At 35.6% G+C, this 24,903-nt stretch carries 21 protein-coding genes; 14 read left to right on the forward strand and 7 right to left on the reverse strand.

The features are described from left to right. Positions 1-51: 51 nt before the first annotated feature. The 3 genes from GZ212_RS08040 to GZ212_RS08050 form a co-directional block, all read right to left on the reverse strand. Complete coding sequence (locus GZ212_RS08040; protein WP_166958819.1) at positions 52-390, reverse strand: DUF4870 domain-containing protein; 339 nt, start codon at positions 388-390, stop codon at positions 52-54. Between the two features lie 95 nt (positions 391-485). Then, positions 486-1,121: a DUF2202 domain-containing protein gene (locus tag GZ212_RS08045; RefSeq protein WP_166958821.1), complete on the reverse strand. Its 636-nt coding sequence runs from the start codon at positions 1,119-1,121 to the stop codon at positions 486-488. A 71-nt stretch (positions 1,122-1,192) separates the two neighbouring features. Continuing rightward, positions 1,193-3,217, reverse strand: coding sequence for an adenylate/guanylate cyclase domain-containing protein (locus GZ212_RS08050; RefSeq protein WP_166958823.1), 2,025 nt, complete (start codon positions 3,215-3,217; stop codon positions 1,193-1,195). A 123-nt stretch (positions 3,218-3,340) separates the two neighbouring features. Between GZ212_RS08050 and GZ212_RS08055 the strand changes: the two genes are divergently transcribed. From GZ212_RS08055 to GZ212_RS08065, 3 genes are all read left to right on the forward strand, one after another. Further along, the gene (locus GZ212_RS08055; RefSeq protein WP_166958825.1) at positions 3,341-5,179 is read left to right on the forward strand and encodes a sigma 54-interacting transcriptional regulator; all 1,839 of its coding nucleotides are present in this window, start codon (positions 3,341-3,343) and stop codon (positions 5,177-5,179) included. A gap of 174 nt (positions 5,180-5,353) precedes the next feature. Then, positions 5,354-5,905 carry an OsmC family protein gene (locus GZ212_RS08060; protein ID WP_166958827.1) on the forward strand — a complete coding sequence of 184 codons (552 nt, stop codon included), beginning with the start codon at positions 5,354-5,356 and terminating at the stop codon, positions 5,903-5,905. A 50-nt stretch (positions 5,906-5,955) separates the two neighbouring features. Further along, positions 5,956-9,315 (forward strand): thiamine pyrophosphate-dependent enzyme, encoded by a 3,360-nt coding sequence (locus tag GZ212_RS08065; RefSeq protein ID WP_166958829.1) that lies wholly within the window; start codon positions 5,956-5,958, stop codon positions 9,313-9,315. Here GZ212_RS08065 and GZ212_RS08070 read toward each other — a convergent pair. Then, positions 9,305-10,720, reverse strand: a complete 1,416-nt coding sequence (locus GZ212_RS08070) for a rhodanese-like domain-containing protein (RefSeq protein ID WP_166958831.1) — start codon at positions 10,718-10,720, stop codon at positions 9,305-9,307. The two genes, GZ212_RS08065 and GZ212_RS08070, sit on opposite strands and share 11 nt — an antisense overlap. A gap of 183 nt (positions 10,721-10,903) precedes the next feature. Between GZ212_RS08070 and GZ212_RS08075 the strand changes: the two genes are divergently transcribed. Continuing rightward, a complete protein-coding gene (locus GZ212_RS08075) occupies positions 10,904-11,275 on the forward strand; it encodes a hypothetical protein (RefSeq protein WP_053972139.1) in 372 nt (123 codons plus the stop codon). Between the two features lie 7 nt (positions 11,276-11,282). On the opposite strand, the gene mscL is transcribed toward GZ212_RS08075, so the two are convergent. After that, positions 11,283-11,720, reverse strand: a complete 438-nt coding sequence (gene mscL / locus GZ212_RS08080) for a large conductance mechanosensitive channel protein MscL (RefSeq protein ID WP_053971967.1) — start codon at positions 11,718-11,720, stop codon at positions 11,283-11,285. A 105-nt stretch (positions 11,721-11,825) separates the two neighbouring features. Here mscL and GZ212_RS08085 point away from each other — a divergent pair, with 105 nt between their 5' ends. The 3 genes from GZ212_RS08085 to GZ212_RS08095 are packed head-to-tail and all read left to right on the forward strand — an operon-like array spanning position 11,826 to position 16,292. Next, positions 11,826-13,343: a lipase gene (locus GZ212_RS08085; RefSeq protein WP_166958833.1), complete on the forward strand. Its 1,518-nt coding sequence runs from the start codon at positions 11,826-11,828 to the stop codon at positions 13,341-13,343. Continuing rightward, a complete protein-coding gene (locus GZ212_RS08090) occupies positions 13,340-14,638 on the forward strand; it encodes a GDSL-type esterase/lipase family protein (protein WP_166958835.1) in 1,299 nt (432 codons plus the stop codon). The genes GZ212_RS08085 and GZ212_RS08090 overlap by 4 nt, the downstream gene beginning before the upstream one ends. Continuing rightward, positions 14,631-16,292, forward strand: a complete 1,662-nt coding sequence (locus GZ212_RS08095; RefSeq protein WP_166958837.1) for an MBOAT family protein — start codon at positions 14,631-14,633, stop codon at positions 16,290-16,292. The genes GZ212_RS08090 and GZ212_RS08095 overlap by 8 nt, the downstream gene beginning before the upstream one ends. Here the strand turns inward: GZ212_RS08095 and ccsB are convergent. Beyond that, entirely contained in the window at positions 16,273-19,482 is a 3,210-nt protein-coding gene (gene ccsB, locus GZ212_RS08100) for a c-type cytochrome biogenesis protein CcsB (RefSeq protein WP_166958839.1), read from the reverse strand. The two genes, GZ212_RS08095 and ccsB, sit on opposite strands and share 20 nt — an antisense overlap. An 88-nt stretch (positions 19,483-19,570) precedes the next feature. Next, entirely contained in the window at positions 19,571-19,966 is a 396-nt protein-coding gene (locus tag GZ212_RS08105) for a group III truncated hemoglobin (RefSeq protein ID WP_166958841.1), read from the reverse strand. Positions 19,967-20,025: 59 nt separating this feature from the next. Between GZ212_RS08105 and GZ212_RS08110 the strand changes: the two genes are divergently transcribed. Genes GZ212_RS08110 through corA form a run of 7 tightly spaced genes read left to right on the forward strand, consistent with a single transcriptional unit; the run spans position 20,026 to position 24,836 of the window. Next, the gene (locus GZ212_RS08110) at positions 20,026-20,784 is read left to right on the forward strand and encodes a Rossmann-like and DUF2520 domain-containing protein (RefSeq protein WP_166958843.1); all 759 of its coding nucleotides are present in this window, start codon (positions 20,026-20,028) and stop codon (positions 20,782-20,784) included. Next, positions 20,774-21,304, forward strand: coding sequence for an HAD family hydrolase (locus GZ212_RS08115; RefSeq protein WP_053971960.1), 531 nt, complete (start codon positions 20,774-20,776; stop codon positions 21,302-21,304). The genes GZ212_RS08110 and GZ212_RS08115 overlap by 11 nt, the downstream gene beginning before the upstream one ends. 13 nt (positions 21,305-21,317) lie before the next feature. Continuing rightward, complete coding sequence (locus GZ212_RS08120) at positions 21,318-21,644, forward strand: hypothetical protein (RefSeq protein WP_166958845.1); 327 nt, start codon at positions 21,318-21,320, stop codon at positions 21,642-21,644. A 10-nt stretch (positions 21,645-21,654) separates the two neighbouring features. After that, complete coding sequence (locus tag GZ212_RS08125; protein WP_166958847.1) at positions 21,655-22,569, forward strand: geranylgeranylglycerol-phosphate geranylgeranyltransferase; 915 nt, start codon at positions 21,655-21,657, stop codon at positions 22,567-22,569. Beyond that, the gene (locus tag GZ212_RS08130; protein WP_166958848.1) at positions 22,569-23,153 is read left to right on the forward strand and encodes a Maf-like protein; all 585 of its coding nucleotides are present in this window, start codon (positions 22,569-22,571) and stop codon (positions 23,151-23,153) included. Before GZ212_RS08125 ends, GZ212_RS08130 begins: the two co-directional genes overlap by 1 nt. Before the next feature lie 54 nt (positions 23,154-23,207). Beyond that, entirely contained in the window at positions 23,208-23,738 is a 531-nt protein-coding gene (locus tag GZ212_RS08135) for a mechanosensitive ion channel domain-containing protein (protein WP_053971956.1), read from the forward strand. 24 nt (positions 23,739-23,762) lie between these two features. Continuing rightward, positions 23,763-24,836 carry a magnesium/cobalt transporter CorA gene (gene corA, locus GZ212_RS08140; protein WP_166958849.1) on the forward strand — a complete coding sequence of 358 codons (1,074 nt, stop codon included), beginning with the start codon at positions 23,763-23,765 and terminating at the stop codon, positions 24,834-24,836. Positions 24,837-24,903: the final 67 nt, after the last annotated feature.

The following is a 24,903-nucleotide window of genomic DNA, read 5'->3' on the forward strand; positions in this document are numbered from 1 at the left end:
ATGAATACCAATAGAAAAGCTCATCTTAAAAGATGAGCTTTTTTTATTGGTCTAATTTATAAAACGAATCGACATCGGGTAATTCGTCACTTCATTGTTATTGGCCCTAATGGCATTGATTATTGGAAAAGCAATCGAAATCAAGCCTATGATAATAAGCCCTAAAACCCCCAGTCCCAACAATAAAATTAACGGTATACATATAAGCGAATAAATGATAATACTCAATTGAAAATTGATTATTTCCTTGCCCTGTTTATCCATGGCAAATACCTTATCCTTTTGTGTTCCCCATAAAATTAAGGGTACTAGGAGTCCACCAAAGCCTGTAAGGCATGTCAGTAACTGACTTAGATGGGTAACGACTAATAATTGTTTATCTTCTCTCATGATGTTTTTTTTGATTGATTCAATTATAGGTCGTCAAGCACCTTCAAATGTTACATTTTTAATATCAAAAATCAAATAATAGACTTTATTTACTCTTATAAACAAGATTGTTGTTCAGAATTCAAAATACTCTCATAAAGCTCAGGAGTTAAATAACTAGGAACATAATCTTCTCCTAAATTGGTAATACCAAATACAAAACTTCTCAAATGGTTTTCTGAGCCGCATTGAAGGCTTTCAAAAACGGCAACAATATCTGGGCGTTCCATTTCATCTAAATAATTCTGCAGATCCACAATATCCAAATCCTCAATACCTGCTCCAACATTTAATGCTGAAAGAACATTTTGGGAACCTTGTTCAATCAAAGTATTGTAAAGGAATTGTAGCTCTTGATTATTAAAAGAGCCTACAGGTAAAATCTCATAGGATACATCATATTTATCCAAAAGTGATTTAACAGCATCCATATGTGTTTGTTCACTTTGCTTGATATTCAAAAATTGATTGGTACCCCACAAATTACCCAGGTAAATATAAACATCTCGTGCCAGCTTCTCTTCTTCCAACATAAAAAGAAGTGCTTCCTCTTCAGAATCGGTTAGATTCGCATTGATCAATTGGGGTGTTGCAGTTTCATTGTCGTCATCACTACAAGATGAAAAACCAAACCCCACAGTAAACATAATTGCAACCATTACAATCCATGTTTTTCCAAACAAAGTTTTCATAGTACTTAATATTTATCATAAGGTCGCAAAAAGAAACGAAGGACACAGTATCCCAAGTTACACATACCGAATTATTCAAGTAATTCATGCTGCTTTAACAAACCGTTGTAACGTGGGTCCTTCTTGATAGAGTCAAAATAATATAAAGAGTGATGATCAAAGAAATTACTTTTGTTTCTTGCCGAGTCCAAATAATAAAAAACACTATCCTTTATATCCATTCCGGCAAAAACAACGGCAATACGGTGATTGGTCATGCGACCAAAAGGAAGCTGTCTGATACTATCTATCACTCTGTAAGCGGCAGCTGTATCTCCAATTTGGCCATAACTATAACCTAAGAAACGTAGGTAATTTTGGTCTTTTGCAACTAATTCCTGAAGGGGTTTGATGGCTTTTTTATAATCCGGTTTAGACATATATAATCTCATATACAATCTGTTTATTATAAACGGATCGCTCTCATCATATGTTTCAGAAATATGCTTAATCATTTTTTCAGCTTCTTCAAATAAGCCATTGGTCACCAAAGCATTAAAATAGCTTGAAGCGGTAGCAAATGACAGCGGGTCTAAACTATAGGCAATTTTGGTTTGTTCCAATTGCTTTTCAAATTGTTCGGTATAATAAAAATAAGTAGCATACTGATGTCTAGCCGTAATGTCATTGGGTGAAAGAAATATAGCTTTTTCAAATGCCTTTTCTGCTTCTGGATAGTTCTTTTCATGATTGAAGAGTAAACCTTTAACCGTGTAAATCCGCGCAATTCTATTATTTATATTTTCTGCCTTCTCCAAAAATTCCTTGGCCCTATTTGAAGTTTCCTCTGGATCAGCATTGGCATAATAAGACATGAGGAACGTAGAATTGGCTATCTCTGCATAGGCCTCAGCATAATTGGGATCAAGTGCCAAGGCTTGGTTGTAGTAATCAATACTTTTTTCAATGCTCTCTTTTGTTCGCTTATCTGCCTCCTGCTTTCCTTTTAAGAACAACTGGTAAGCTTCAATGTTTTTGGTAGGAATGATTTTCATTTCAGCCTGTTGTTCGTCGGTGAGACTTAACTGTAATGCTTCGACTATTTCTTCGGAAAGCTGGGATTGAATCAAGAAAATATCTGTCAAAGTTTTGTCATAATCTTCGGCCCAAATAAATTCATCATTCTTGGCATCAATTAATTGGGCTGTTACTCTTATTTGATTTCCTTGCATTCTTATGCTTCCTTCCAAAATAAAAGTCACCCCCAATTCCTCAGCTATTTCGGGAATTGTTTTTTTTGAATCCTTGTACTTCATAACCGAAGTCTTGGAAATTACATGTAAATCATGCAACCTTGAAAGGTTGGTCAGGATATCCTCCGTGATACCATCCCGAAACAAATCTGAGTTTTCCTCCAAACTTAAATTACTGAATGGTAGTACGGCAATTGACAACTTATTGGAAGGCTCCTTAGTGGCAAAAAAATAGGCTGCAAATGCCAAAACCAATAAAACCAACAAAACAGAAAGTACCTTTATTTTTCTAGAACTTTTTGAATGGGATATATCTCCTTTGGCTAGTTTCATTTTACTTCGAACCTCCTCAACCGTTGGCACATTAATAAATTCATTGGAAATAGCAAAAACCGGTGTGGTCCCATCCACATTTTTGAGTTCAAAAGCATCTAAAAAAACCGTTTGTATATGACGGTGATTTCTAACTTGATCATGAACCTTATCTGATATTAAAATACTCCCAGGAATGGCCCCCGATTCTATTCTTGAAGCCACATTAACCGCATCGCCTATAATATCATCATTTGATAAAACAATATCCCCAACATGGATTCCAATCCTCACAGGGATGTCCAAATCCAAATAAACTTTTTGAAGTTCAATGGCACAATCAATAGCCTCAACGGTGCTTTTGAAAATACTCAGGGTTCCATCCCCAAAATATTGCACAACGGTTCCATGATATGCCTCAGTGGTACTTTCAAATGCTTTTCTATGTTTTATTCGGAGTTCAATGCCTTCTTCTTCATCTCTATTCATCAAAGAGGTATACCCTTCAATATCGGTAAACATAATAGCCGCCAATTGTCTACTTGAAGACATGAAATTTAGAGTTAAGTTAGTTCTTACTAAGGTAATGAAAATACTTAATGAATTGAATTCCTATTCATTATATAAATGCAGTTGAAAATTATTAATATCTTTAATTATCTATTAGTACAGCAAATGGCTACCAAAATACCTTCAATTTCATTTCTTTCCTCGGTTTCTTTTTTTTCAAAAGTCTCAGAGAACTCTTTAAAGCATTTGGATAGCGTTCTTATCAAAAAGGAATTCTCTCGAAGAGATATTATCTTCAAAAAAGGAGAGCCTGGAGATGTTATGTATATTATAAAGGAAGGTGAAATTAAAATCCATGATGAGCATCATATATTTCATATAGCACTACCAGGGGATTGTTTGGGTGAATATGCACTGATTGATCAAAAAGAAAGATCGGCCACAGCAACATGTACAGAAGATTCCACCTTGTTATTACTTAAACAAGAGGATTTTTTACACTTGATTCAAACCGATTTGGGATTTTCTAAAGGAGTTTTATCTGTTATGATTGAAAGACATCGGCACTTGGACCAAATGCAAATGGAATTGGCCAAATCCAAACATGATTTAGAGATTTCCAATGCCAAGTTTCAAGGACTTATTAATGGAGCAATGGATGCCATAATCATGATTTCAGAGGATTTCAAAATTCAAATGACCAATCCATCTGCAAACATCATGATTGAAAATATGGATGCTATTCACAGAAATTTGTTATTCTTTCTAGATGAACCGAGTGCTCAATTTTTAGAAGATGAAATTAACGCTGCCAATAATGAGAAAAATAAATTCAAGAAATTTCTCACCCAACCCATCACTGTAATTGGCTCTAACGAAACCGTGTCAATACATGAGGTGACCTTGAGCAAGATTGAAGATGAAAAGGGACTTTTATACCTCATTATTTTTAGAAATATAGAAGATAAAATCAAGACGGAACATACCATAAAACTTTTAACCAAGAAGACGGAATATCTAGAAGCCGAGTTACAAGAAAAGTCCAACAATCATGGTATTACCGCGAAACATGAAACCATGCTCCAAGTTTTAAGGCAGATAGACCAAGTGGCTACAACAGATGCTACGGTTTTAATAACCGGAGAAACAGGGACTGGAAAAGAGTTGGTAGCCAAAGCCATTCACCAAGCAAGTTTCAGATTTGACAAACCTTTCATTAGGATAAATTGCGGAGCCATACCTTCTAATCTCATAGAAAGTGAACTGTTCGGACATGTTAAAGGGGCCTTTACAGGCGCTTCGACAGACAGAAAGGGTCGGTTTGAACTTGCTCATTCTGGCACTTTATTCCTAGATGAAATTGGCGAACTACCCCTTGATCTGCAGCCCAAACTACTAAGGGTTATTCAGGAAGGTGAATTTGAGCCTTTGGGAAGTTCTAAAACGATTAAAGTGGATGTGCGGATTCTTGCTGCAACCCATAGGGATTTGAGGAAACGGGCTGAGAAAGGCACTTTTAGAGAAGATCTTTTCTATCGTTTAAATGTATTTCCCATTCACATACCCCCTCTTAAAGAAAGAGGCAATGATGTTTGTGACATAGCCAATGACATGGTCGCAAATTTTTGCAAAAAACTAAACAAGCCATTAATACAATTTTCAGAATCCGATATTAATCTTCTTATCTCTTATCAATGGCCGGGAAATGTTCGAGAATTACAAAACTTAATGGAACGAGCCGTTATAATCTCTCAAGAAGGACAAGTTAATCTAAGCTCTATTATTCCTTCTATAGGCCAAAATGAAATCAAATCTGAGGCAATCCCAGACAATCCCATTTGGACAGCCTCTCAATTAACCGACTTTGAAAAGGAGAATATTGTTAAAGCACTCGAAAAAACCAATTGGAGAATTTCTGGAAAGAATGGTGCAGCAGCACTTCTTCAATTACCACCTACCACCCTCTCCTCAAAAATCAAGGCCTTAAAGATTACAAAACCCTGATTTTAACGATTTTTCGTAATCAACAGTAACGAAATTTCGTTAATTCACGAGATTTCGTAAGTCTTCCTGAATACATAATCTAGTTTATTTATCTGATTTACAAGTATTTATGTTTTTTGGCACGCCAAATGCATATATGTGGTTGTCAATGTTTAACAATTAAAATTTAAAAAAATGATTACTACAGAAAACATTAAAAACGGAGTAAACGTGGATCAATTAGTTGAAACAGTAGGAGCTGTTCAAATGAATCCAGAATTAGCAAAATTCAAATTTAGAGCTAAAAACAATTGGATTGATGGTGGGCACTGTGTGTCTAGTATCAAGAGCTTTTATGGTGTTGGTGCAGAAGACCAATCTAGAAAAGAAACCTTTACGATGGAATGTAGCCACCCAGAAGTTCTTTTAGGACATAATGAAGCGGCCACACCACCAGAAGTTGTACTTCACGCTTTAGGATCTTGTTTAACTGGAGCTATGGTTTATCACGCAGCAGCCAACGGAATTGAAATAGAAGCTGCTGAGGCGTCTTTGGAAGGAGATTTAGATTTGCAAGGTTTCTTAGGATTGGATCCTCAAATGAGAAAAGGATTCAATGGAATTACCTTTAAACTTAAAGTAAAATCTGATGCTTCTCCAGAACAGTTGGAAGAATTGGCAAAATTCTCTCCTGTTTATGACATGATTACCAATCCAACACCAGTTTCAATCGAAATTGTAAAGTAACCTGTTTTTAAGCCCATTCCCTTTTTGAATGGGCTTAAAATTTTTGAATCATGAAACCTTCTCATTACATCGTATCAACAGGAAATAAGGAAGTTGCCAAGGTAGCTTTTAAGACCAATGAAATATTCCCTATTTATCCCATTACACCAGCTTCTGAAATCTCAGAGTCAGTTGAAGAATGGGCTTCTTTGGGTCACAAAAATATGTTTGGTCAAATACCCGAAGTAATTGAAATGCAAAGTGAAAGTGGTGTTGCAGGAACCCTTCACGGCGCCCTTCAAACCGGATCTTTGGCCACTACCTTTACAGCATCACAGGGTTTACTTTTAATGCTGCCAAACATGTATAAAATGGCAGGTGAACTTCTTCCCCATGTCATTCATTGTCCCACACGTAGTATAGCAACCCATGCTTTATCTGTTTTTGGAGATCATAGTGATGTGATGGCCATTAGACAGGCTGGGTATGCCATGTTGTGCGCTAACTCGGTACAGGAAGTTCATGATTTTTCTTTCATATCGCAGGTGGCGACCCACAAAACCAAAATTCCTTTTATCCATTTTTATGATGGTTTTAGGACGTCTCATGAAATCAACACTTTGGCGCCTATTTCAGATGAAGTGATAAGTCAGCTCTACCAACCTAGCGAATTGATTAACAATCTTTTTGAGCGTAGATTAACACCTTTCAACCCTAAAATAAAAGGTACATCCCAAGGACCAGACACCTTTTTTCAAGGTAGAGAAGCCATAAACCCAGTTTATGAATCCTGTGCTTCACAAGTTCAAAATATTATGGATGAATTTGCAAAATACACCAATCGATCCTATAAAATCTTTGAATACTGCGGACATCCTGAAGCAGAACATGTCCTTGTTTGCATGGGTTCTGGAGCCGAAACAGCAGAAGAAACCATAAATCATTTAAATCTTAGAGATGAAAAATTGGGATTGATCAAAGTTAGATTATATCGTCCCTTCTATAAAAAAGCCTTTTTGAATGCCTTACCTAAATCGGTTAAAAATATAGCCGTTTTAGATCGAACCAAAGAACCAGGTGCTACCAAAGAACCCCTTTTCTTAGATGTATCACAAACTTTATTGGATGCATTTCAAACTCAAAACATACAACATCTTCCTAGAATTATGGGGGGACGTTACGGTTTGTCTTCAAAAGAATTCACTCCCAATATGGTACACGCCATTTTTGAAAACCTCAAATCAGAAACTCCAAAAACTGATTTCACGGTGGGAATCAATGATGATTTAACTCACAAAAGTCTCAAAATATCAGAGAGTTTCAACTTAAATTATAATTACAATGTTGAGATACAACTGGTAAAAAAACCTAACGAAACTAATTCATTTAATCTTGAACATTTCTGTCAAAAACTTCAGTCAAATTCAGAAAAATTTGTTCAAGGATATACTGAAATAAGCTATAAAAAATCTGACTATTTGGAAATCTCACATTTAAGGATTTCAGAAAACCCAATAAAAGCTCCTTATCTGATACAGCAACCAAAATATTTCTATTTGGATTCCTTGGATATACTCAACCATCAATCATTTATATCCAAATTGAAAGCAAACACCATCCTTTTCATAAATCAACTTGAAACTGAGGTAAGCTTAAACCAGATATGTCTTGACAAATTAAAAAACAAAGGGATTACACTTTATCATATTCCTCAAAAGGATTTATCAGAATTGATATTTGAAATCATGAAAAACCACAATCAAATCAAAATATTGGAAACTTCTGATTATTTGAAACCAATCAAAATAGAAAATTTGCAATTAAACCATCAACCGACTGACTCTGGTTCGCAAGTACATGAGTTTATTCAATCCATTTTAAATGGGGAAGGAAATGAATTGCCAGTGAGCGAATTCCCAAATGATGGCACATACCATACCAATACTTCAGAACTGAACCAGCGCTTTTTCCGAGCAGAAATTCCAGAGTGGGATTCGAATGCTTGTACGCAATGCGGTTTATGTAGTTTGGCTTGTCCGCAATCTGCCATTAGATTGAAATCTCTAAGTACTTTAGACATAGAAGAAATGCCTTCCAGTCTGACCTACAAGCCATTTAATGATAAGGATTGGCAAAGTGATACATACTTTTCCGTAGCTATCAATCCTGACCAATGTACAAGCTGTAATCACTGTGTTGATTTTTGCGAAACCAAAGCTTTAAAAATGGTCAAAAATACACCCGATAAAAAAGAGCTTTGGGATTCCCTTTTAAAAGTTCCAGAAATGGATCGTACATCAATAAACCCACACAAATTAGAACAACAACAATTTTTAGAACCTTTATATAAATATCCCTACGGACCGGAAGGTTGTGGTCAAGCACCTTACCTAAAAGTACTTTCACAACTTTTTGGAGATCGCATGCTTGTGGCCAATGCCACAGGAGCCAGTTCTATTATAGGTGGTGCGCTTCCTACTACCCCTTGGTCAACCAATGATGAAGGTCATGGTCCTGCTTGGTCCAATTCTTTGTTTGAAGATAATGCCGAATTGGGCTTAGGCTTTGCCCTTTCTAATAAATTTCAAAATTCCAAAGTGAAAAGGGAGCTTATTTCATTTTCAAATCACATTCCAAATCATCTCATTGAACAAGTCTTGAACAACTCTCAAAAAACAACTTTAGACTTCCAAAAAATGAATATGGACATAAGCCAAATCAAGGAAATTCTGGTGAAAATGAATTCAGAAAAAGCTTTAAAACTAAGTTCAAAATTAGAGCAACTAATCAAAAAAAGTGTTTGGTGTATTGGAGGTGATGGTTGGGCATACGATATTGGGTTTAGCGGTATTGATCATGTTTTGGCGTCGCAAGAAAACATCAACATATTAGTTTTGGATAATGAGGTTTATGACAACACTGGAGGGCAAGCCTCTAAGGCTACCCCATTTGGCGCCTCAGCAAAATTTCAACATCAAGCGAAACCCAGAATAAAGAAAGACTTGGGACAAATAGCCATGACTTATAAACATGCCTATGTAGGATCCATAGCCTTAATGGCAAATCCGGAGCAAGCACTAAAGACCTTAATTGAAGCAGAACAATACAAGGGTCCATCAATTATATTAGCTTATTGCCCCTCTGCTTCTCACGGTATCGACATGAAACACCCTAAAAAACATATACAAGCCGTAGTAATTTCAGGACATTGGCCTTTATATCGCTACAATCCTGAATTAATATCTGAAGGTGTAAATCCGTTTCAATTAGATACAGAAACACCTACACTAAAAATTCAAGAGTTTATACTAATGGAAAAGAGATTTCAAAAACTAATGGATTCCAATCAACCTGAAGCCTTATTAGAAAACATGCAAAACCAATACGACAAAAAGTATCGTGAATTGAAAAAGCTAGAATCTATTTTTTAAGCGTAGAAGGACAAACCTCATCGGTAACAGGAATACCTGCCTCTTTCATGGCATCAAATCCACCAGCAATTTCAACCAAATTGTGAATGCCTCGGCTTTTTAAAATGGAGGCTGCAATAACCGATCGGTACCCTCCTGCACAATGCACGTAAAAGGTTTCTTCCTGAGGAAATTCAGCCAGATGATTGTTTAAATAATCAAGTGGAGTCAGAAAAGCTTGTTTTAAATGTGAAGACAGATACTCTCCTTCTTTACGAACATCAAAAACTGGAATATCACCTGTTGAAAGTCTATCCTTAAATTCTTCAGCAGAAATAGAAATGATGGAATCGATTTGTTTTCCAGATTTCTTCCAAGATTCAAAACCACCTTCCAAGTAACCAATTGTTTGATCAAAACCAACACGTGATAATCGTGTGATTGCTTCTTCTACCCTTCCTTCTGGAGCGACCAAAAGAATGGACTGGTGCACATCTGCAATCAAGGCCCCAACCCAAGGTGCAAAACCACCATCAATTCCTATAAATATAGATTGTGGGATATGCCCCTTAACAAATTCATCTTGATGGCGAACGTCAAGAACTATTGCTCCTGTTTCATTAGCAGCTAATTCAAATTCTTCGGGGGAAAGTCCTCTGGCTCCTCTTTCTATGATATCTTCAATATCTTCGTAACCCTCTTTATTCATTTTGACATTCAATGGAAAATACTGAGGCGGCGGTGTCAAGCCATCTGTCACCTCCTTTATGAATTCCTCTTTAGTCATATCTGCACGAAGAGCATAATTCATTTTCTTCTGATTACCTAAAGTATCAACCGTGATTTTCATCATATTCTTACCACAAGCTGAACCTGCTCCATGAGCCGGATATACGGTAACCTCATCACGTAAAGGCATGATTTTTTCCCTAAGGCTGTCAAAAAGCAAACCTGCCAAATCCTCCTGAGTCATATTGGCGGCTTTTTGCGCTAAATCTGGTCTACCAACATCTCCTAAAAACAAGGTGTCCCCACTAAAAATAGCATAATCCTCACCATTTTCATCCTTTAGTAAATAGGTTGTACTTTCCATAGTATGTCCTGGTGTATGCATCACCGTGATGGAAACTTTTCCCAATTGAAACGTCTGACCATCTTCAGCAATTATTGCTTCAAAAGATGGATTTGCTAAAGGTCCATAAATGATAGGAGCTCCTGTTCTTTTTGACAAAGTAAGATGTCCACTTACAAAATCAGCATGAAAATGGGTTTCAAAAATATACTTGATGGTTGCATTCGCCTCATCGGCTCGATCCAAATAATTTTGAATCTCTCTTAGTGGATCTATTATAGCCACCTCTCCTTCACTTTCAATATAATAGGCCCCTTGGGACAAACATCCTGTATAAATTTGCTCAATTTTCATTCGATGGGTTTTATTCAGATTGGCCTCAAAAATAATAATGTTTTTAAAACTATTTGGATGGAATTTAATTTTATCAATTTCCACCTACTTCAAATCCATTCAAACACATGATTTTCAATAACCTATATTTCCTTTAACATGTCGTTAAGCAAAATTTTTAAAAATTATCGCTATATTTATAGCATGATAGCTCAAGACAAAACAGAAAACGAAATTTTTTTAAAAGAATCAGTAACGTATCTAGAGAAATTAGGTTACAACAACATTAAGGCCGACGTGGAAGGCTATGAAACCCCAAAATCTTACCTAAAAAAGGGATCAGATGTTGTCATTACACCGGACATTGTAGCAGAAAAAGCAGGAAGAAAACACTATTTTGAGATTAGCTTAAAATCAGAAAAGCCTAAATTACTTAAATCTAAATGGCGCTTCTTGGATGTTTTAACCCGTATGAAAGACCACAGATTCAGGATTATTACCCGCAGAGGTCACTACAAATTTACTCAAGACATGTTAGCCGATTTAAATTTAGAGAAAGACCCTATTAAACTTTAAATCGCAATTACTTTTTTAATAATTTATTTTGTTCTTCCATCAAATCAGTTAATTTGGTGAGGAGTTCTATATCCTTTGGTGTCGCTACCGTTTTATCCTTAACATCATGCGATTTTTCCCTAAGACGGTTCAAAAATTTGACAACAAGAAAGATGGTAAATCCTATAACTAAAAAATCTAAGATAGCTTCACCAAAAGCGCCATAACCTATTGCCACTTCTTCAGAAAGAACTTCACCCGTTTGACTAAGAATAGCTTCTTTTAGAATGATCTTTTTGTTTTGAAAATTCACGCCATCTGTCAATAAACTTAGTGGTGGCAGCATAATCTGTTTGACAATAACATCCACCACTTTATTAAACGAAGCTCCAATAATGACCCCAATGGCCATATCCATCATGTTTCCTTTTATCGCAAATTCCTTAAACTCTTTTAATAGCTTCATACCTTATTCATTTTCTGTGCAAAGTAATCTTAAAAGCTAAAATTTCAATCTTCCATTTGAAATTTTTAAACATTTGTATTTATATTAGTCCATACTAATTGAACTATGAAATTTCATCCTTTTAAAATCCTACTTTTTTCTGTTATTGTATTGCTAGCTCTTTACGGCTTGACCCACTTCAGTCATCGTATTACCTATGATAATGGAATATATGAGGAAGGCTTTTTCATTAATGGGGTTGGACTAAAGTACCCCACTTCGGAAACATTTTTTTCAGAAAAGGGTATTGAGGAAGAAAAAGAAAAATCGATTGATGAGCTAATTCAAAATATCGAAGACGTCATACCAGATACCATTGAAGAAGACGATACTTCATCAGATCAAAAGCCGGATTCAACACAAATACCAAAACCTAAGGTTGTTAAAATCCTTAATTTAAAGAAGATTGACACTAGTAAAATAATCAGGATTGATTATCCTAAGAACAAAATGGCATTCATCTCAGAAATGGATGCTTTTTTAAATAGCGAAAACTGTCGCATCATTCATTATGGTGATTCCCAGCTTGAAGGTGATAGGATTTCTGCCTATTTGAGGCATCGAATCCAAAAAATTTATGGTGGTACTGGACCTGGTTTTATTCCAATCGTTCAAGCTTATGAGAATATCAGCAATGATGTTTCCCATTCTAACAATTGGTTCAGATACGCGTATTTTGACCCAACCACTAAACGTTTTGATCATAAAAAATATGGTGTCTTTAATTCCATTTCCAGATTTACTGAAGGTCTCTACGGCGTTACAGATAGTTTGGATTTAGACAGTATTCCTTTCAGTAAAGCCAGCATCCAAATATTCCCTCCTACCAAGTCTTACGCCAGTAACATGCAATACACCAAGATAGGTCTGCATTATGGAAATTCTTTAACACCTACCAGTATTAAGGTGTATCAAGACAACAACCTAATCACCCAAGATTCTCTTATAAATGATGGTAAATACCATAATTTCCAACTTTTGTTTCAAGGTACGCCGCAAAACTTGCGCTATGAGTTTGAAGGTAAAATAAGCCCCGATTTTTATGGACTTACATTAGACGGACAACAAGGAGTTGCATTAGATAACGTTGCCATGAGAGGTGGCTCTGGTTTGGTTTTCGCTACTTTGGATGCCACCAATTTTAAAGCGATGTCTCAAAATTTAGACCCTAAATTATTTATTTTTCAATATGGAGGTAATTCCATTCCTTACATCAAAGATTCACTGGAAGTAAGAGATTATGCCCGCTACATTAAAAACCATATTAAATGGGTAAGTCGTCGATGTCCAGAATCCAAAATTCTTTTTATAGGGCCTTCAGACATGAGTACGTCTATAAATGGTCATATGCAAACCTATCCGCTTTTGCCTTATTTAAATAATGTTCTAAGGGAAGAGATGAATAAAAATGGTATCGCCTTTTGGAGTATGTACGATGCCATGGGTGGAGAAAACTCAATGCCTTACTGGGTAGAACAAAAATTGGCTGCTACCGATTATACCCATTTTGCTCCTTCTGGAACCAAAATTATTTCTGAGCACTTGTTTTTGGCTCTTTACCTAGACCTAAATCAAGTAGAATGATCTCCAAATTGCCCCTATTTGTCCTTCTTTTTTATACGGCCTGTTTTTCACAAAACTATGTGCTTGATAGTATCCCGGAAGACGTAAGAAGGCTTATTGACTTTGAAGCCAATAAACTGGAAAATGTGGAAAACGCCCCCACTTTTCAAAAGTTTTTTAAGAAGCTGGACAACATCTACGAAGGCAAACAAGAAAAGCTTCATATTTTTCACATAGGTGGGTCCCACATACAAGCGGACTTTTACTCGAATAAATTAAGAACCTATTTCCACAACATGAATGATTCATCTATGGGACAAAGAGGTTTTGTATTTCCTTATCATTTAGCTCATACTAATAATCCTTTGAGTTATAGGGTTTCAGCTAATAGAGATTTATGGACAGGTTATCGCTGTTCTGTGACCAAGGACAGCATTACTTGGGGCATGTCTGGAATAACCGCGGCCTTTAGAGAGAGTATGGATACTATCTATATTAAAGCCAACCATAAAAATAAAACCAAAAAACCCTACCAATTTGATGCTTTAAAGATTTTTTACAACACTTGGAAGGATGACTATAGATTGCGTTTTTTAGATTCCACTTTAGTCTTAAAGGATACTATTGACCAAAAGCATTTTTATAAAAAATACTATTTTAATCGCAAAGTAGATTCCATAGCTATTGAGATTCAAGTCAAGGACTCGACACAATTAGATCCCGAATTTTTATTGATGGGATTGGAATTGGAAAATCCGCACTTAAAAGGAATTGAATATACTACCTTAGGTGTTAATGGAGCTAGTTTCCCATGGTTGAATAGAAGTATTTATTTGGAACGTCAACTTTCCATGTATCACCCCGATTTATTCATTATTTCCATTGGCACTAATGATGCTTACAAAAAAGTTGAAGATTTTGATCCTGAGAAATTCAGATTTTACTATAAATCATTTATACAAATGATTCAGCGAATTAATCCCGATTGTGCTATTTTATTGACCGTACCAAATGATGACTATTACCGCAGAAGGTATCCTAATAAAAATACTGCCATACAACAAGAAATTATAGGAGAACTAGCTCAAGAATATAATATGGCCGTATGGGATTTGTACAAAATAATGGGAGGCCTTGGGTCATCCCATAAATGGTATAAAAAACACCTCATGATTAGAGATAGAATCCACTTCACACAACTGGGATACAGCATTAAAGGGGATTTGTTAATGGAGGCCTTAGTTAAAGCATGGGCACAAAGCACCCGAAGAGACGAAAACCAACTACTTAACCACTTCAAACATTTGAATGAATAGACTTTACGACATTTTCACCTTTTCAGAAGAGTTCCCTCTTATATTTACCCAAGCCAATTTCTGGATCTTTTTTGTGGTGGTTTATTTTTTCTTTGCCATCATCTATAAGAAGGTTCCACTAAGAAACGTTTATCTCTTTTTAGCTTCCTTATTCTTTTACTACAAAACAAGCGGGTTATTTGTTGGAATATTGATATTCAGTACGCTTGTAGACTTTTTTATTGGCCGGACCATATATCGCAGCTCCAATAAAAATAAGCGTTTAGCACTTGTCACAACTAGTGTCACTATTAATTTATTAGTCCTCTGTTATTTTAAATATGCCTATTTCTTTACAGATTCCTTTAATTCTCTATTTCACACCCAGTATGAAGTCTTTAACTGGTTGGGTCAATGGGGAAATGAGGTAATGAATCGACCATATTTTACGATTGACAAAATCATCTTACCAGTAGGAATTTCATTTTATACGTTCCAAACTATAAGTTACAGTGTGGATATCTATAGAAATAAAGTCAAACCTCTAAAGTCTATATTAGACTTTGGCTTTTATGTGAGTTTCTTTCCTCAGTTAGTTGCTGGTCCTATAGTGAGAGCCGAAAGTTTTGTGCCACAAATTTCAAAACCTACTGAAATTACCAAATCAGATTTTGACGCAGGAACCTACCTGATTATTAAAGGTTTAATAAAGAAAATGTTATTTGCTGATTTTATTGCAATGCATTTTCTAGATCCCGTTTTTGACGCCCCTCAAATGTACAGTGGGTTTACCAACATCATGGCCATGATAGGTTATTCTCTTCAAATTTATGGGGACTTTTCAGGCTATACAGATATAGCAATTGGTTTGGCGATGCTACTAGGTTTCAAACTTCCAGTAAACTTCAACTCGCCCTATAAAGCTAACAGTGCAGGAGATTTTTGGAAACGTTGGCACATATCCCTTTCCACCTGGTTACGCGATTATCTATACATTCCTTTGGGAGGAAATCGAAATGGAACTGCTGCATCCTATATCATTCTTGGAATCATTATAATAGGAACGCTTTTGGCCTTTAGAGACCAATTTATCATCGTTAGTGTTATACTGGGTGTATGCTTAATGGGCTATTTATTGCTCATGCTAAGTACTTCGGCTAGAAATCACATTAATACAAATATCAATTTGATGCTTACCATGTTGATAGGTGGCTTGTGGCATGGTGCCTCATGGAAATTTGTTATTTGGGGAGGCTTAAATGGTCTTGGAATTGTTGTTTACAAATATTGGAAACGTATAAGCCCTTATGAAAAAAGCACCCATTGGTTGGTCCATGCTTGGAGAATTTTAAACACCTTTGTTTTTATCACCTTTACCAGAATTTACTTCCGAGGGGAAAACATGGAAAAAATCTCCAAGTTTTATCATCAAGTATCCTCAAACATGGATTGGCAAAATGCCCTTAATGTCATTGCCCATTACCAAGCGGTCTTCTGGGTAATGCTCATAGGGTATATCACCCATTGGCTTCCACAACGTGTTAAAGATGGTGTTGGAAATCTATATTCCAACAGCCCTATTTACATGAAAGGTGTGATAGCAGTAATAACAGGAGTTATCTGTTATCAAGCATTTTCAACTGATTTCCAACCCTTTATTTATTTCCAGTTTTAGAAGGTTTTCTATAAAACTTGGCATATTTTCTAAAAGCAAAAAAGGCCAATATAGCTATAAGTCCTAAAGCAATGCCTATGGTGTTGTAACTGTCTATTTTTTGACCAGATTGATAAGAATGAAGTCCTGACAAATAGAAATTTACTCCCAAATAGGTAAATATGATACTAGGAAACGCTAAAATGGAAGCCAAATTAAATGCAAATCTGCCTCTTAATCCTGGAACCAATCTCATATGGATTACAAAGGCGTAAACCATGATGCTAATAAGGGCCCAAGTCTCTTTAGGGTCCCAACCCCAATAACGTCCCCAACTTTCATTGGCCCACATTCCGCCCAGGAAGTTTCCGATGGTTAACATAACCAATCCAACGGTTAAGGCCATTTCATTAATAATGGTTAATTCTTGAATATTGATTCCCATTTTTTTCTTGTTATCCTTATTGGTAAAAGCCATTAAGAACAACGTGACAATTCCAAGAATAGCTCCCAAGGTAAACGGACCATAACTCGCTACAATAACAGCTACATGTATCATTAACCAATAACTATCAAGCACTGGTTGTAAATTGGCTATTGCCGGATCCATCCAATTCCAATGGGCAATCATCAATAACATGGAGGTAACAAAAGCTGCAGCAGCAATGGTTAAATCACTTTTTCGACCTAAAATAAGTCCGAAAAGCATCACAGCCCAAGATACATAGATCATCGATTCGTAAGCATCACTCCAAGGCGCATGCCCTGAAACATACCAACGCACAATTAATCCTGCCAGATGAAGGCCAAATAAAACCAATACAATTCCCTTTAGAATAGAAACCGAAAGTGTTATTCCTCTACTCTTTTCCTTAAATATTTGTACAATAAGCACTATAAATAACAGCGAAGAAGCATACATATACCAGCTAAATAGCTTTTTGAAAATATCATATTTGTTATATAATATTTCTGCTTTTATCTTCTTATCCGATAGCATAACCTCACCTCCATATCGCTGTTGAGTTCGCTTAAAAGACTCCAATAACTCATCTGCCTTTGAAAAATCACCAGTTTGTTTGGCATTGTTCAAAGTGAATAAATAGGCATTAAATCCGCTATTTATGAAATTACCATATAAAGAATCTTCAATTTTCTCGTTGTAGCCATCTCGTCTATACTCAGATGAAGAAATCCATTTGTTATTTTCATCATTTGGAACAGGAAAAATTCTAAGAGATCCGCCCTCGATGGTATTATAGAATAGGTTAACGTGTTGATCAATCTCTTTTAATTCGTTTTGTATCGCATTTGGTATACCCGCAGAATAAGCATCTTCAAGGTAAGGCCCTAATTTGTAATCACCTCTTTCAGTAAAGAAATCAACCAATGCCGCATACTTTTGCGTTTTTTCAATTCCAATGATGCTTCTTATGGAATCGTCCTTTTTTGGTTTTAGATGAATAATTGGCACATTCCACCACAACAAAGGACTTTCCTGAATAGAAAGAAATACTTGGTTCGCATCAAAATCCTTATAAGTGTCATACTTACTTAATTTCCGCAACATTTCTGATGCATATGTGTTCACAGGCATCATTCTTCCTCCTAAATCCTGAATAACCAAATGACCAAACTTATCAGCGTGTTCCTTTGGTGTAATATGTTGTTTTAAAATGGAATCTAGTTGCTCTCTATTTGGTTTGGAGTGAGAATGACCATCATCTTGGGTATGTTGTGAAAAGACAGAACAGGATATAAAAATCAAAAGAGCAGCCAATAATTTTGCCTTTTTCTCCTTAGTCTTTTTAAGCATTCTTCCCAAATCACCAAATCGTGTTCCCTTTGAGAATAAAGTAGCCATAAGTCCCAAATACAATAAAAAGTAACCAATATAAGTTACCCATGTACCCATTTGATCGTGATTTACTGAGAGTTTGGTTCCTTTTTCATCGGGATCAAAACCAGATTGAAAAAAACGATACCCACGATGATCCAAAATATGGTTCATATAAATTCGGTAATTAAAATCCCCTTCTTCTTCATCGAGAATGGTCACATCACTTTCGAAAGCAGAATAACTTTTTTCAGTTCCTGGGTATTTATCTGCAATAAAATCATTCAACTTAATACTAAAAGGCAATTCTCTAATTTTTGAACCATACTTAACAGCAATATCCAAACCGCCCACTTCTACTTGTTCAAAAGTGCCGCTATGCCCTTGCCCTCCAAGCAATCTCACATATTTTGTATCATTATTGGAAGTCACTTTCATAACCACGCCATCTTCATCCCCTTTAAGCAAAGTTGATTTCTTTACGATATCAAAAGTTCCTTTGATTACTGGCTTAGGAAACACCATTTGCATTGTTCCAATAACATACCTAGACCTTAATTTTAATGGCTGTAGGCTATCTTTAACCAATTGACCTGTTTCTCCAGTAGCCATAGTCATATACTCTCCTTCAAAAGGGGATTGAATTTGTAAATTCCCTTGGTCATAAGTAATATTAACTGCACCATCTACATGCTTGTTCAAGGAAAACAACACATTATGAATGCTTTGAACTTCGCCTTCCTTTAGAAAATGATTATGAGGACTTCCACCTCCAGACTCCACCACTTTTAAATAGGATTCACCTTCATCATTTGGAACCACATCCAACTCAGCACCTCCAATAAACTTGGTCATTTCAAGTGTGACAGGTTGCCCATTATAATCCGTTGTAAGGTGAAATTCGTTATCCATTCTAGGAGAAAAATCCACAACTTCCTCTTCCACTCGTCTTTGTGGTTGTCCATTTATTTCAAAATCCCCATCAATGTAGGCGGTGATATAGGTTTCCCGAGAAAAAAAGGTATTTTCTGTATCTCCCTCTCGAATAGGCATCATCCCTTCAAAGCCAAAATACCTTGTAATACCAGCACCAACTAGGATAAAAATAAAGGCTAAATGCAGTAACAAAGAGGCCCACTTCTCCTTTTTGTGCAATTGGTATCTAAAAATATTTCCCAAAAAATTGATTACAAAAAGCGCCATAATGGCTTCAAACCATTTGGCGTTATAAATCAGATTTCTAGTTAATGGAGTGGGTGAAGTATCTTGACCTGCATCCAAGAAAGTTCCAGTCGCCATGGCAGCGGCAAAAACGATAAATAAAATGGCAGTAAGTCTTGTTGAAAATAAGATTTTGGCAAGTTTATTTTGCATTGTGAGAGGCTTTTTTTAGCTCGTGCAAAGGTAAGTGTTTTTGTTAACTTACAGACCAGTAACCTGCTTTATAGGTGTTAAAATTATTTCAAGAGTTGTTATTTCTTTCAGCATAAATGTTCAAAAACAAAAAGGTGGACATTTTACGAGCCTTACTTTTGGCATTTTCAGCATAATCACCTTGAAATAATTCATCTACGGTATTAACCCATTCATTCAACCACAATCCAAAATGTTCTTGAGTTATGCTATTATTAAAATGCCTATCGACCTCAACATGAACCTTCAATGGGTTTCCTGAAAATTTTGATTTTAAAAATAAATTGGCTTCCCAAAATTGGGTTAGTCTTTCAAAATGAGCTTCCCAATCGGTGATTATGTCATTGAAAAAAGCCCCTAAAACCTCATGTTTTCTAATTTTACCATAAAACTGAACCACCAAATTATGAATGTCTTCCCTATTTTTAATATCTGTTTTCTCCATGGTAAAACAAAGATAGGGCTTAGGTTTTTAAATCATGAGACAATGCGTATTTTAGCGTTATGATTTCAGTGAGCATTATAGGAGCTGGAAATGTAGCTTCTCATTTATATCAAGCCTTTAAAATGGCACCGGACGTTACTGTTAAACAATGGTTTAATAGGGATTTTAGTAGGATAAGTAGTTTCATGAATGAAGTAAATACCATTGATGATCTTAATTTACTAGAGGATGCAGATGTCTATGTTATTGCAGTGAGTGATGATGCGGTTTCCAATATTTCAAATGAATTGCCTTTTGAAAATCGGTTGGTAGTGCATACTTCCGGTAGTGTGGGCATTCATGATTTAAATTCAAAAAACAGACGAGGTGTCTTTTATCCATTACAATCTTTTAGTAAAGATGCCGAACTATCTTTTGAAAATGTTCCTATTTGTATAGAAGTACTTGATAAGAAGGACATAGACATTTTAAAACAATTGGCAGAAAGCATTGGAAGTAAATGGTATCGCATCAATTCGGAACAACGACAAACACTGCACTTGTCGGCTGTATTTGTGAACAATTTCACGAATCAGCTTTACCGTATTGCACATGAAATAAGTGATTCTAAAAGTATTGATTTTGATATTTTAAAACCGCTTATCATGGAAACGGCTCAAAAAGTCCAACACATGTCTCCATACATGGCTCAAACAGGACCAGCTAAAAGAAACGATAAAAAAACCATAAGAAGACATTTAAAGCTTCTTGAAAAGGAGGAACACAAAAAGATATATGAACTCCTTACCCACTCTATAAAAAAGACCCATGGAAGATAAAAGTTATAAGGAATACTTGGAACATATTACAACCTTCATTTTTGATGTTGATGGCGTGCTAACAGATGGAACTATTATAGTCACCACTGATGGGCAAATGCTAAGAAACATGAATATAAAAGATGGATATGCCATAAAAACTGCCATCCAATCAGGATTTAGAGTATGTATAATATCTGGAGGCACCAATGAGGGAGTTCGAGAAAGACTACGTGGTCTGGGAGTTACAGATATTTATTTAGGAGCCCATAACAAAATCGAACAACTGGATGAATATTTAAATACCTACCAAATCAAATCTGAAAATGTACTTTACATGGGAGATGACATTCCAGATTATCCAGTCATGAAATTGGTTGGCTTACCATGTTGCCCGCAAGATGCTGCACCAGAAATAAAGGAAATATCAAAATATGTATCCCATAAAAATGGTGGCAAAGGTGCCGTAAGGGATGTCATTGAACAAGTATTGAAGGTTCAGGAAAAATGGCAAGGTCATTTTGATGCCAAATACGATTAAAACGATATAAGATTTGTCAAAAACGCAGCGGCGACATAAAACAGGGTTTGGATACATTGGATTTGGAAATGACATGAACGTTTTCAATCGGAAAGCCCAAGGTTCTTTTTCGGATTACAAGGAAAGGTTGCACGCTGTAAGCCAACAAAAACATGAGTTAGATTTTGATCATCATGCTTTAACAAAGGAAGAACGACAAGTCATCAAAAACAAAATCAAAAAGCAAATCGCCTTTCAAAACAATAAAGCATTAGCTATTGTTCTTGTTATAATTATTACTATTGTGGTGGTGTTCAAAGATTTTCTATGGACCCATTTTAAAGAAACATTTTTCATATAATTTTTACTGAATGAGTATTTTAAAATTGATTCGATGGAAAAATCTGTTGTTGATTGCCTTAACCCAGTTATTGATTAAATATGCCTTATTAGAACCTTTTGCGTCAACCACAACACTTTCAAATTTTGAGTTTTTCCTATTGGTTCTATCCAGTGTATGTCTTGCGGCAGCTGGAAATATTATCAATGATATCCATGATATTGAAATTGACCGAATCAATAAGCCCGAAAAAGTAATCGTGGGTAAAGCTATTTCAGAAAAAACCGCATACAACCTATTTTTTGCCTTAAACATCATAGGTGTGTGCATTGGTTTCTATTTAGCCATGGCCATTAATAAAGGACCATTTTTCTCTATTTTCGCAATCATTTCCATTCTATTGTACATTTATTCTTCATTTCTAAAACAAATGTTATTAGTTGGAAATTTGGTTATATCGGTCTTGGTTGCATTTACTATTCTCCTTGTTGGGCTGTTTGAATTATTACCTGCTATCACCAAGATGAACCAGTCCACGCAATTTACCTTTTTCAAAATTTTATTTGACTATTCGGTTTTTGCTTTCATGATCAATTTTCTGCGTGAAATTGTTAAAGATATAGAAGATGTAGATGGAGACTATAAGGAAGGAATTCAGTCGCTCCCCATTGTATTGGGAAGGGAGCGTGCTGCTAAAATCGCATTTCTTTTATCGTTTATTCCGCTGGCAGCCATAGTCTACTATACGGTCACTTATTTATACCACCAACAATTAGCCGCAGGTTACTTTTTGATGTTTTTAATAGCACCGATGATTTACATATCCATCAAACTATTTAATGCTGAAACCAAAAAACAATTTCATCATATTAGCATGGTATTGAAATTAGTCATGCTATTTGGTATTTTGTCTTTGTTGCTTTATAAATTTATTTTACCTAATTAATGCTTCATTCTAAACTAAAAAATCACCACTTGATTCTTGCCTCTGGTTCTCCCAGAAGACAGCTGTTTTTCAAGGAATTAGGATTAGATTTTGAAATTAGGCTAAAACCTGTTGAGGAAGATTATCCTTCACGTCTATCCCATTTTGAAATTAGTGATTATTTGGCTCAGTTAAAAGCCCTTCCATATAAAGATGAATTGCAGGAAAAAGACATTCTGGTAACTAGCGACACCATTGTTTGGCATCATGGAGAAGCCCTTGGAAAACCTCAAAACCAAGAAGACGCTTTCAAGATGATTCAATCTTTAAGCAATCAAACCCATGAGGTAATAACCTCTGTATGCTTTACAACCAAATCTATTCAAAAAACGGTCAATGCAACTACAAAGGTAACTTTCAAAGAATTGTCTGAAGCAGAAATTAATTATTACATTGAAACATGTAAACCTTTTGATAAGGCAGGTGCTTATGGGATTCAAGAATGGATTGGCCAAATAGGAATTGTAAGTATTGAAGGATCCTATTTCAATGTGGTTGGCCTACCCACCCATTTGGTGTATCAAACATTAAATAGTTTGGTGTAACCGTCACTTCCTTTGATTTTGTCAATATCTTTGTACTACCATACCATTTATTAAATGATTTTTGAAGATATAAAAACAGAGCTATTAAGACTACTAATTTTAGTCATTACATTACTCATTTTGAGGAAAATATCCGTGCTTTCAGTTGCAAAACTAGGGCGAAAAACTGGTATTAATGAAGCTAGAATTCATTTAATAATCAGGTACATCACTGTTAACTTCATTCTTATAGGAATTCTTGTTGCTGCTTTTATTTTTGGAACAGAATTTAAGGACTTAGCTCTTATCTTTTCTTCCGTTTTTGCAGTAATTGGAATTGCGCTCTTTGCAATTTGGTCCATACTAAGCAACATAACCTCTGGAATCATCATGTTTTTCTCGTTTCCTTACAAAGTGGGAGATAAAATTCAAATACATGATAAAGATTTCCCCATAGAGGCCATCATTGAAGATATCAGGGCGTTTCAATTACATCTGCGTCTTGATAATGGCGACCTTGTCACCTATCCCAATAATTTAATTCTTCAAAAACCCGTTACCCTATTAAAAAAAGATGCAATTGATGATGGCCATGATGCTTTATAATTTTTGTTTATTTTTATAAAACATATGGCCAAGAAAAAAAACAGAACTTCACGCTATAAAAAACATATTGGACAAGCACCAGGAACCATAGTCTACACAGGTGATAAGTCCAAAGAAAAATTATTCATTGATGTTTTTGACTACAATCCCGAGTTTGCTGTTGAAAAAGAGCTTCTAAACGTAGAGGAAGCTTATGAATTTAAAGCAACTGATTCCATCACATGGATAAACTTCAATGGATTAAATCATGTAGATCAAATTGAAAAACTCGGGTCCCATTATGAGCTACATCCTTTAATTTTAGAGGACATTGTTCATATAAACCAAAGACCTAAGATAGATGAATATGAAAACTACATCTTTATTTCCCTAAAAATGCTTCACTATGATAAAGATGAAAATATTATCATTGAACAGGTCAGTTTTGTTTTAGGAGATAATTATGTGCTTTCCTTTCAAGAAGCTGAAGGTGATGTATTTGATAACGTGAGGGAACGCATCAGGCATGGAAAAGGTAGAATCCGCGGTATGCAATCAGATTACCTCCTTTATGCGCTTATAGATGCCATTGTTGATCACTACTATGTGGTAGCTGAAACCTTGGGCAACAAGATAGAAGATCTTGAAGGTACTTTATTTGAAGGCGATGCAGATGAATCCATGAGCCGCACAGTATTGGATTTAAAGAAGGAACTTTTAAAGGTGAGACGCGCCATTTTCCCTTTGAGGGAGATTATCAACCGCATCGAAAAAACAGATCATAAATTAATCCACAAAAGAATCATGCAATTCTACAGGGATATTTATGACCACATCATTCAATTATCAGATACCGTTGATATTTACCGTGAAATGATCTGGAGTTTAATGGATATGTATATGACTACCATCAGCAATAAGATGAATGAAGTCATGAAAGTCCTAACCATTATCGCTACCATTTTTATACCGCTAACCTTTATTGCGGGCATTTACGGAATGAACTTTGACCACATGCCAGAACTTCATTACAAATATTCCTATTATGGTGTTTGGGCCGTTATGATTGCCATATTTATAGGCATGTTACTCTATTTCAAACGTAAGAAATGGCTTTAAGTTAAAGAAACTTTAAATCCCTGCCGTTACTTGGTATTCTTTTTATCTTTAGCCCTCCCTAACTAAA

Source organism: Mangrovimonas sp. CR14 (assembly GCF_011764015.1).
GTDB lineage: Bacteria > Bacteroidota > Bacteroidia > Flavobacteriales > Flavobacteriaceae > Mangrovimonas > Mangrovimonas futianensis.

Excerpts from the sequence above, each read along its gene's own strand:
- GZ212_RS08040 (WP_166958819.1), bottom strand. The coding sequence starts at position 390 with ATGAGAGAAGATAAACAATTATTAGTCGTTACCCATCTAAGTCAGTTA.
- GZ212_RS08075 (WP_053972139.1), top strand. The coding sequence starts at position 10,904 with ATGATAGCTCAAGACAAAACAGAAAACGAAATTTTTTTAAAAGAATCA.
- GZ212_RS08095 (WP_166958837.1), top strand. The coding sequence starts at position 14,631 with ATGAATAGACTTTACGACATTTTCACCTTTTCAGAAGAGTTCCCTCTT.
- GZ212_RS08130 (WP_166958848.1), top strand. The coding sequence starts at position 22,569 with ATGCTTCATTCTAAACTAAAAAATCACCACTTGATTCTTGCCTCTGGT.
- GZ212_RS08050 (WP_166958823.1), bottom strand. The coding sequence starts at position 3,217 with ATGTCTTCAAGTAGACAATTGGCGGCTATTATGTTTACCGATATTGAA.
- ccsB (WP_166958839.1), bottom strand. The coding sequence starts at position 19,482 with ATGCAAAATAAACTTGCCAAAATCTTATTTTCAACAAGACTTACTGCC.
- GZ212_RS08060 (WP_166958827.1), top strand. The coding sequence starts at position 5,354 with ATGATTACTACAGAAAACATTAAAAACGGAGTAAACGTGGATCAATTA.
- GZ212_RS08105 (WP_166958841.1), bottom strand. The coding sequence starts at position 19,966 with ATGGAGAAAACAGATATTAAAAATAGGGAAGACATTCATAATTTGGTG.
- GZ212_RS08065 (WP_166958829.1), top strand. The coding sequence starts at position 5,956 with ATGAAACCTTCTCATTACATCGTATCAACAGGAAATAAGGAAGTTGCC.
- GZ212_RS08085 (WP_166958833.1), top strand. The coding sequence starts at position 11,826 with ATGAAATTTCATCCTTTTAAAATCCTACTTTTTTCTGTTATTGTATTG.
- GZ212_RS08045 (WP_166958821.1), bottom strand. The coding sequence starts at position 1,121 with ATGAAAACTTTGTTTGGAAAAACATGGATTGTAATGGTTGCAATTATG.
- mscL (WP_053971967.1), bottom strand. The coding sequence starts at position 11,720 with ATGAAGCTATTAAAAGAGTTTAAGGAATTTGCGATAAAAGGAAACATG.
- GZ212_RS08055 (WP_166958825.1), top strand. The coding sequence starts at position 3,341 with ATGGCTACCAAAATACCTTCAATTTCATTTCTTTCCTCGGTTTCTTTT.
- GZ212_RS08115 (WP_053971960.1), top strand. The coding sequence starts at position 20,774 with ATGGAAGATAAAAGTTATAAGGAATACTTGGAACATATTACAACCTTC.
- GZ212_RS08125 (WP_166958847.1), top strand. The coding sequence starts at position 21,655 with ATGAGTATTTTAAAATTGATTCGATGGAAAAATCTGTTGTTGATTGCC.
- GZ212_RS08135 (WP_053971956.1), top strand. The coding sequence starts at position 23,208 with ATGATTTTTGAAGATATAAAAACAGAGCTATTAAGACTACTAATTTTA.
- GZ212_RS08110 (WP_166958843.1), top strand. The coding sequence starts at position 20,026 with ATGATTTCAGTGAGCATTATAGGAGCTGGAAATGTAGCTTCTCATTTA.
- GZ212_RS08070 (WP_166958831.1), bottom strand. The coding sequence starts at position 10,720 with ATGAAAATTGAGCAAATTTATACAGGATGTTTGTCCCAAGGGGCCTAT.
- GZ212_RS08090 (WP_166958835.1), top strand. The coding sequence starts at position 13,340 with ATGATCTCCAAATTGCCCCTATTTGTCCTTCTTTTTTATACGGCCTGT.
- corA (WP_166958849.1), top strand. The coding sequence starts at position 23,763 with ATGGCCAAGAAAAAAAACAGAACTTCACGCTATAAAAAACATATTGGA.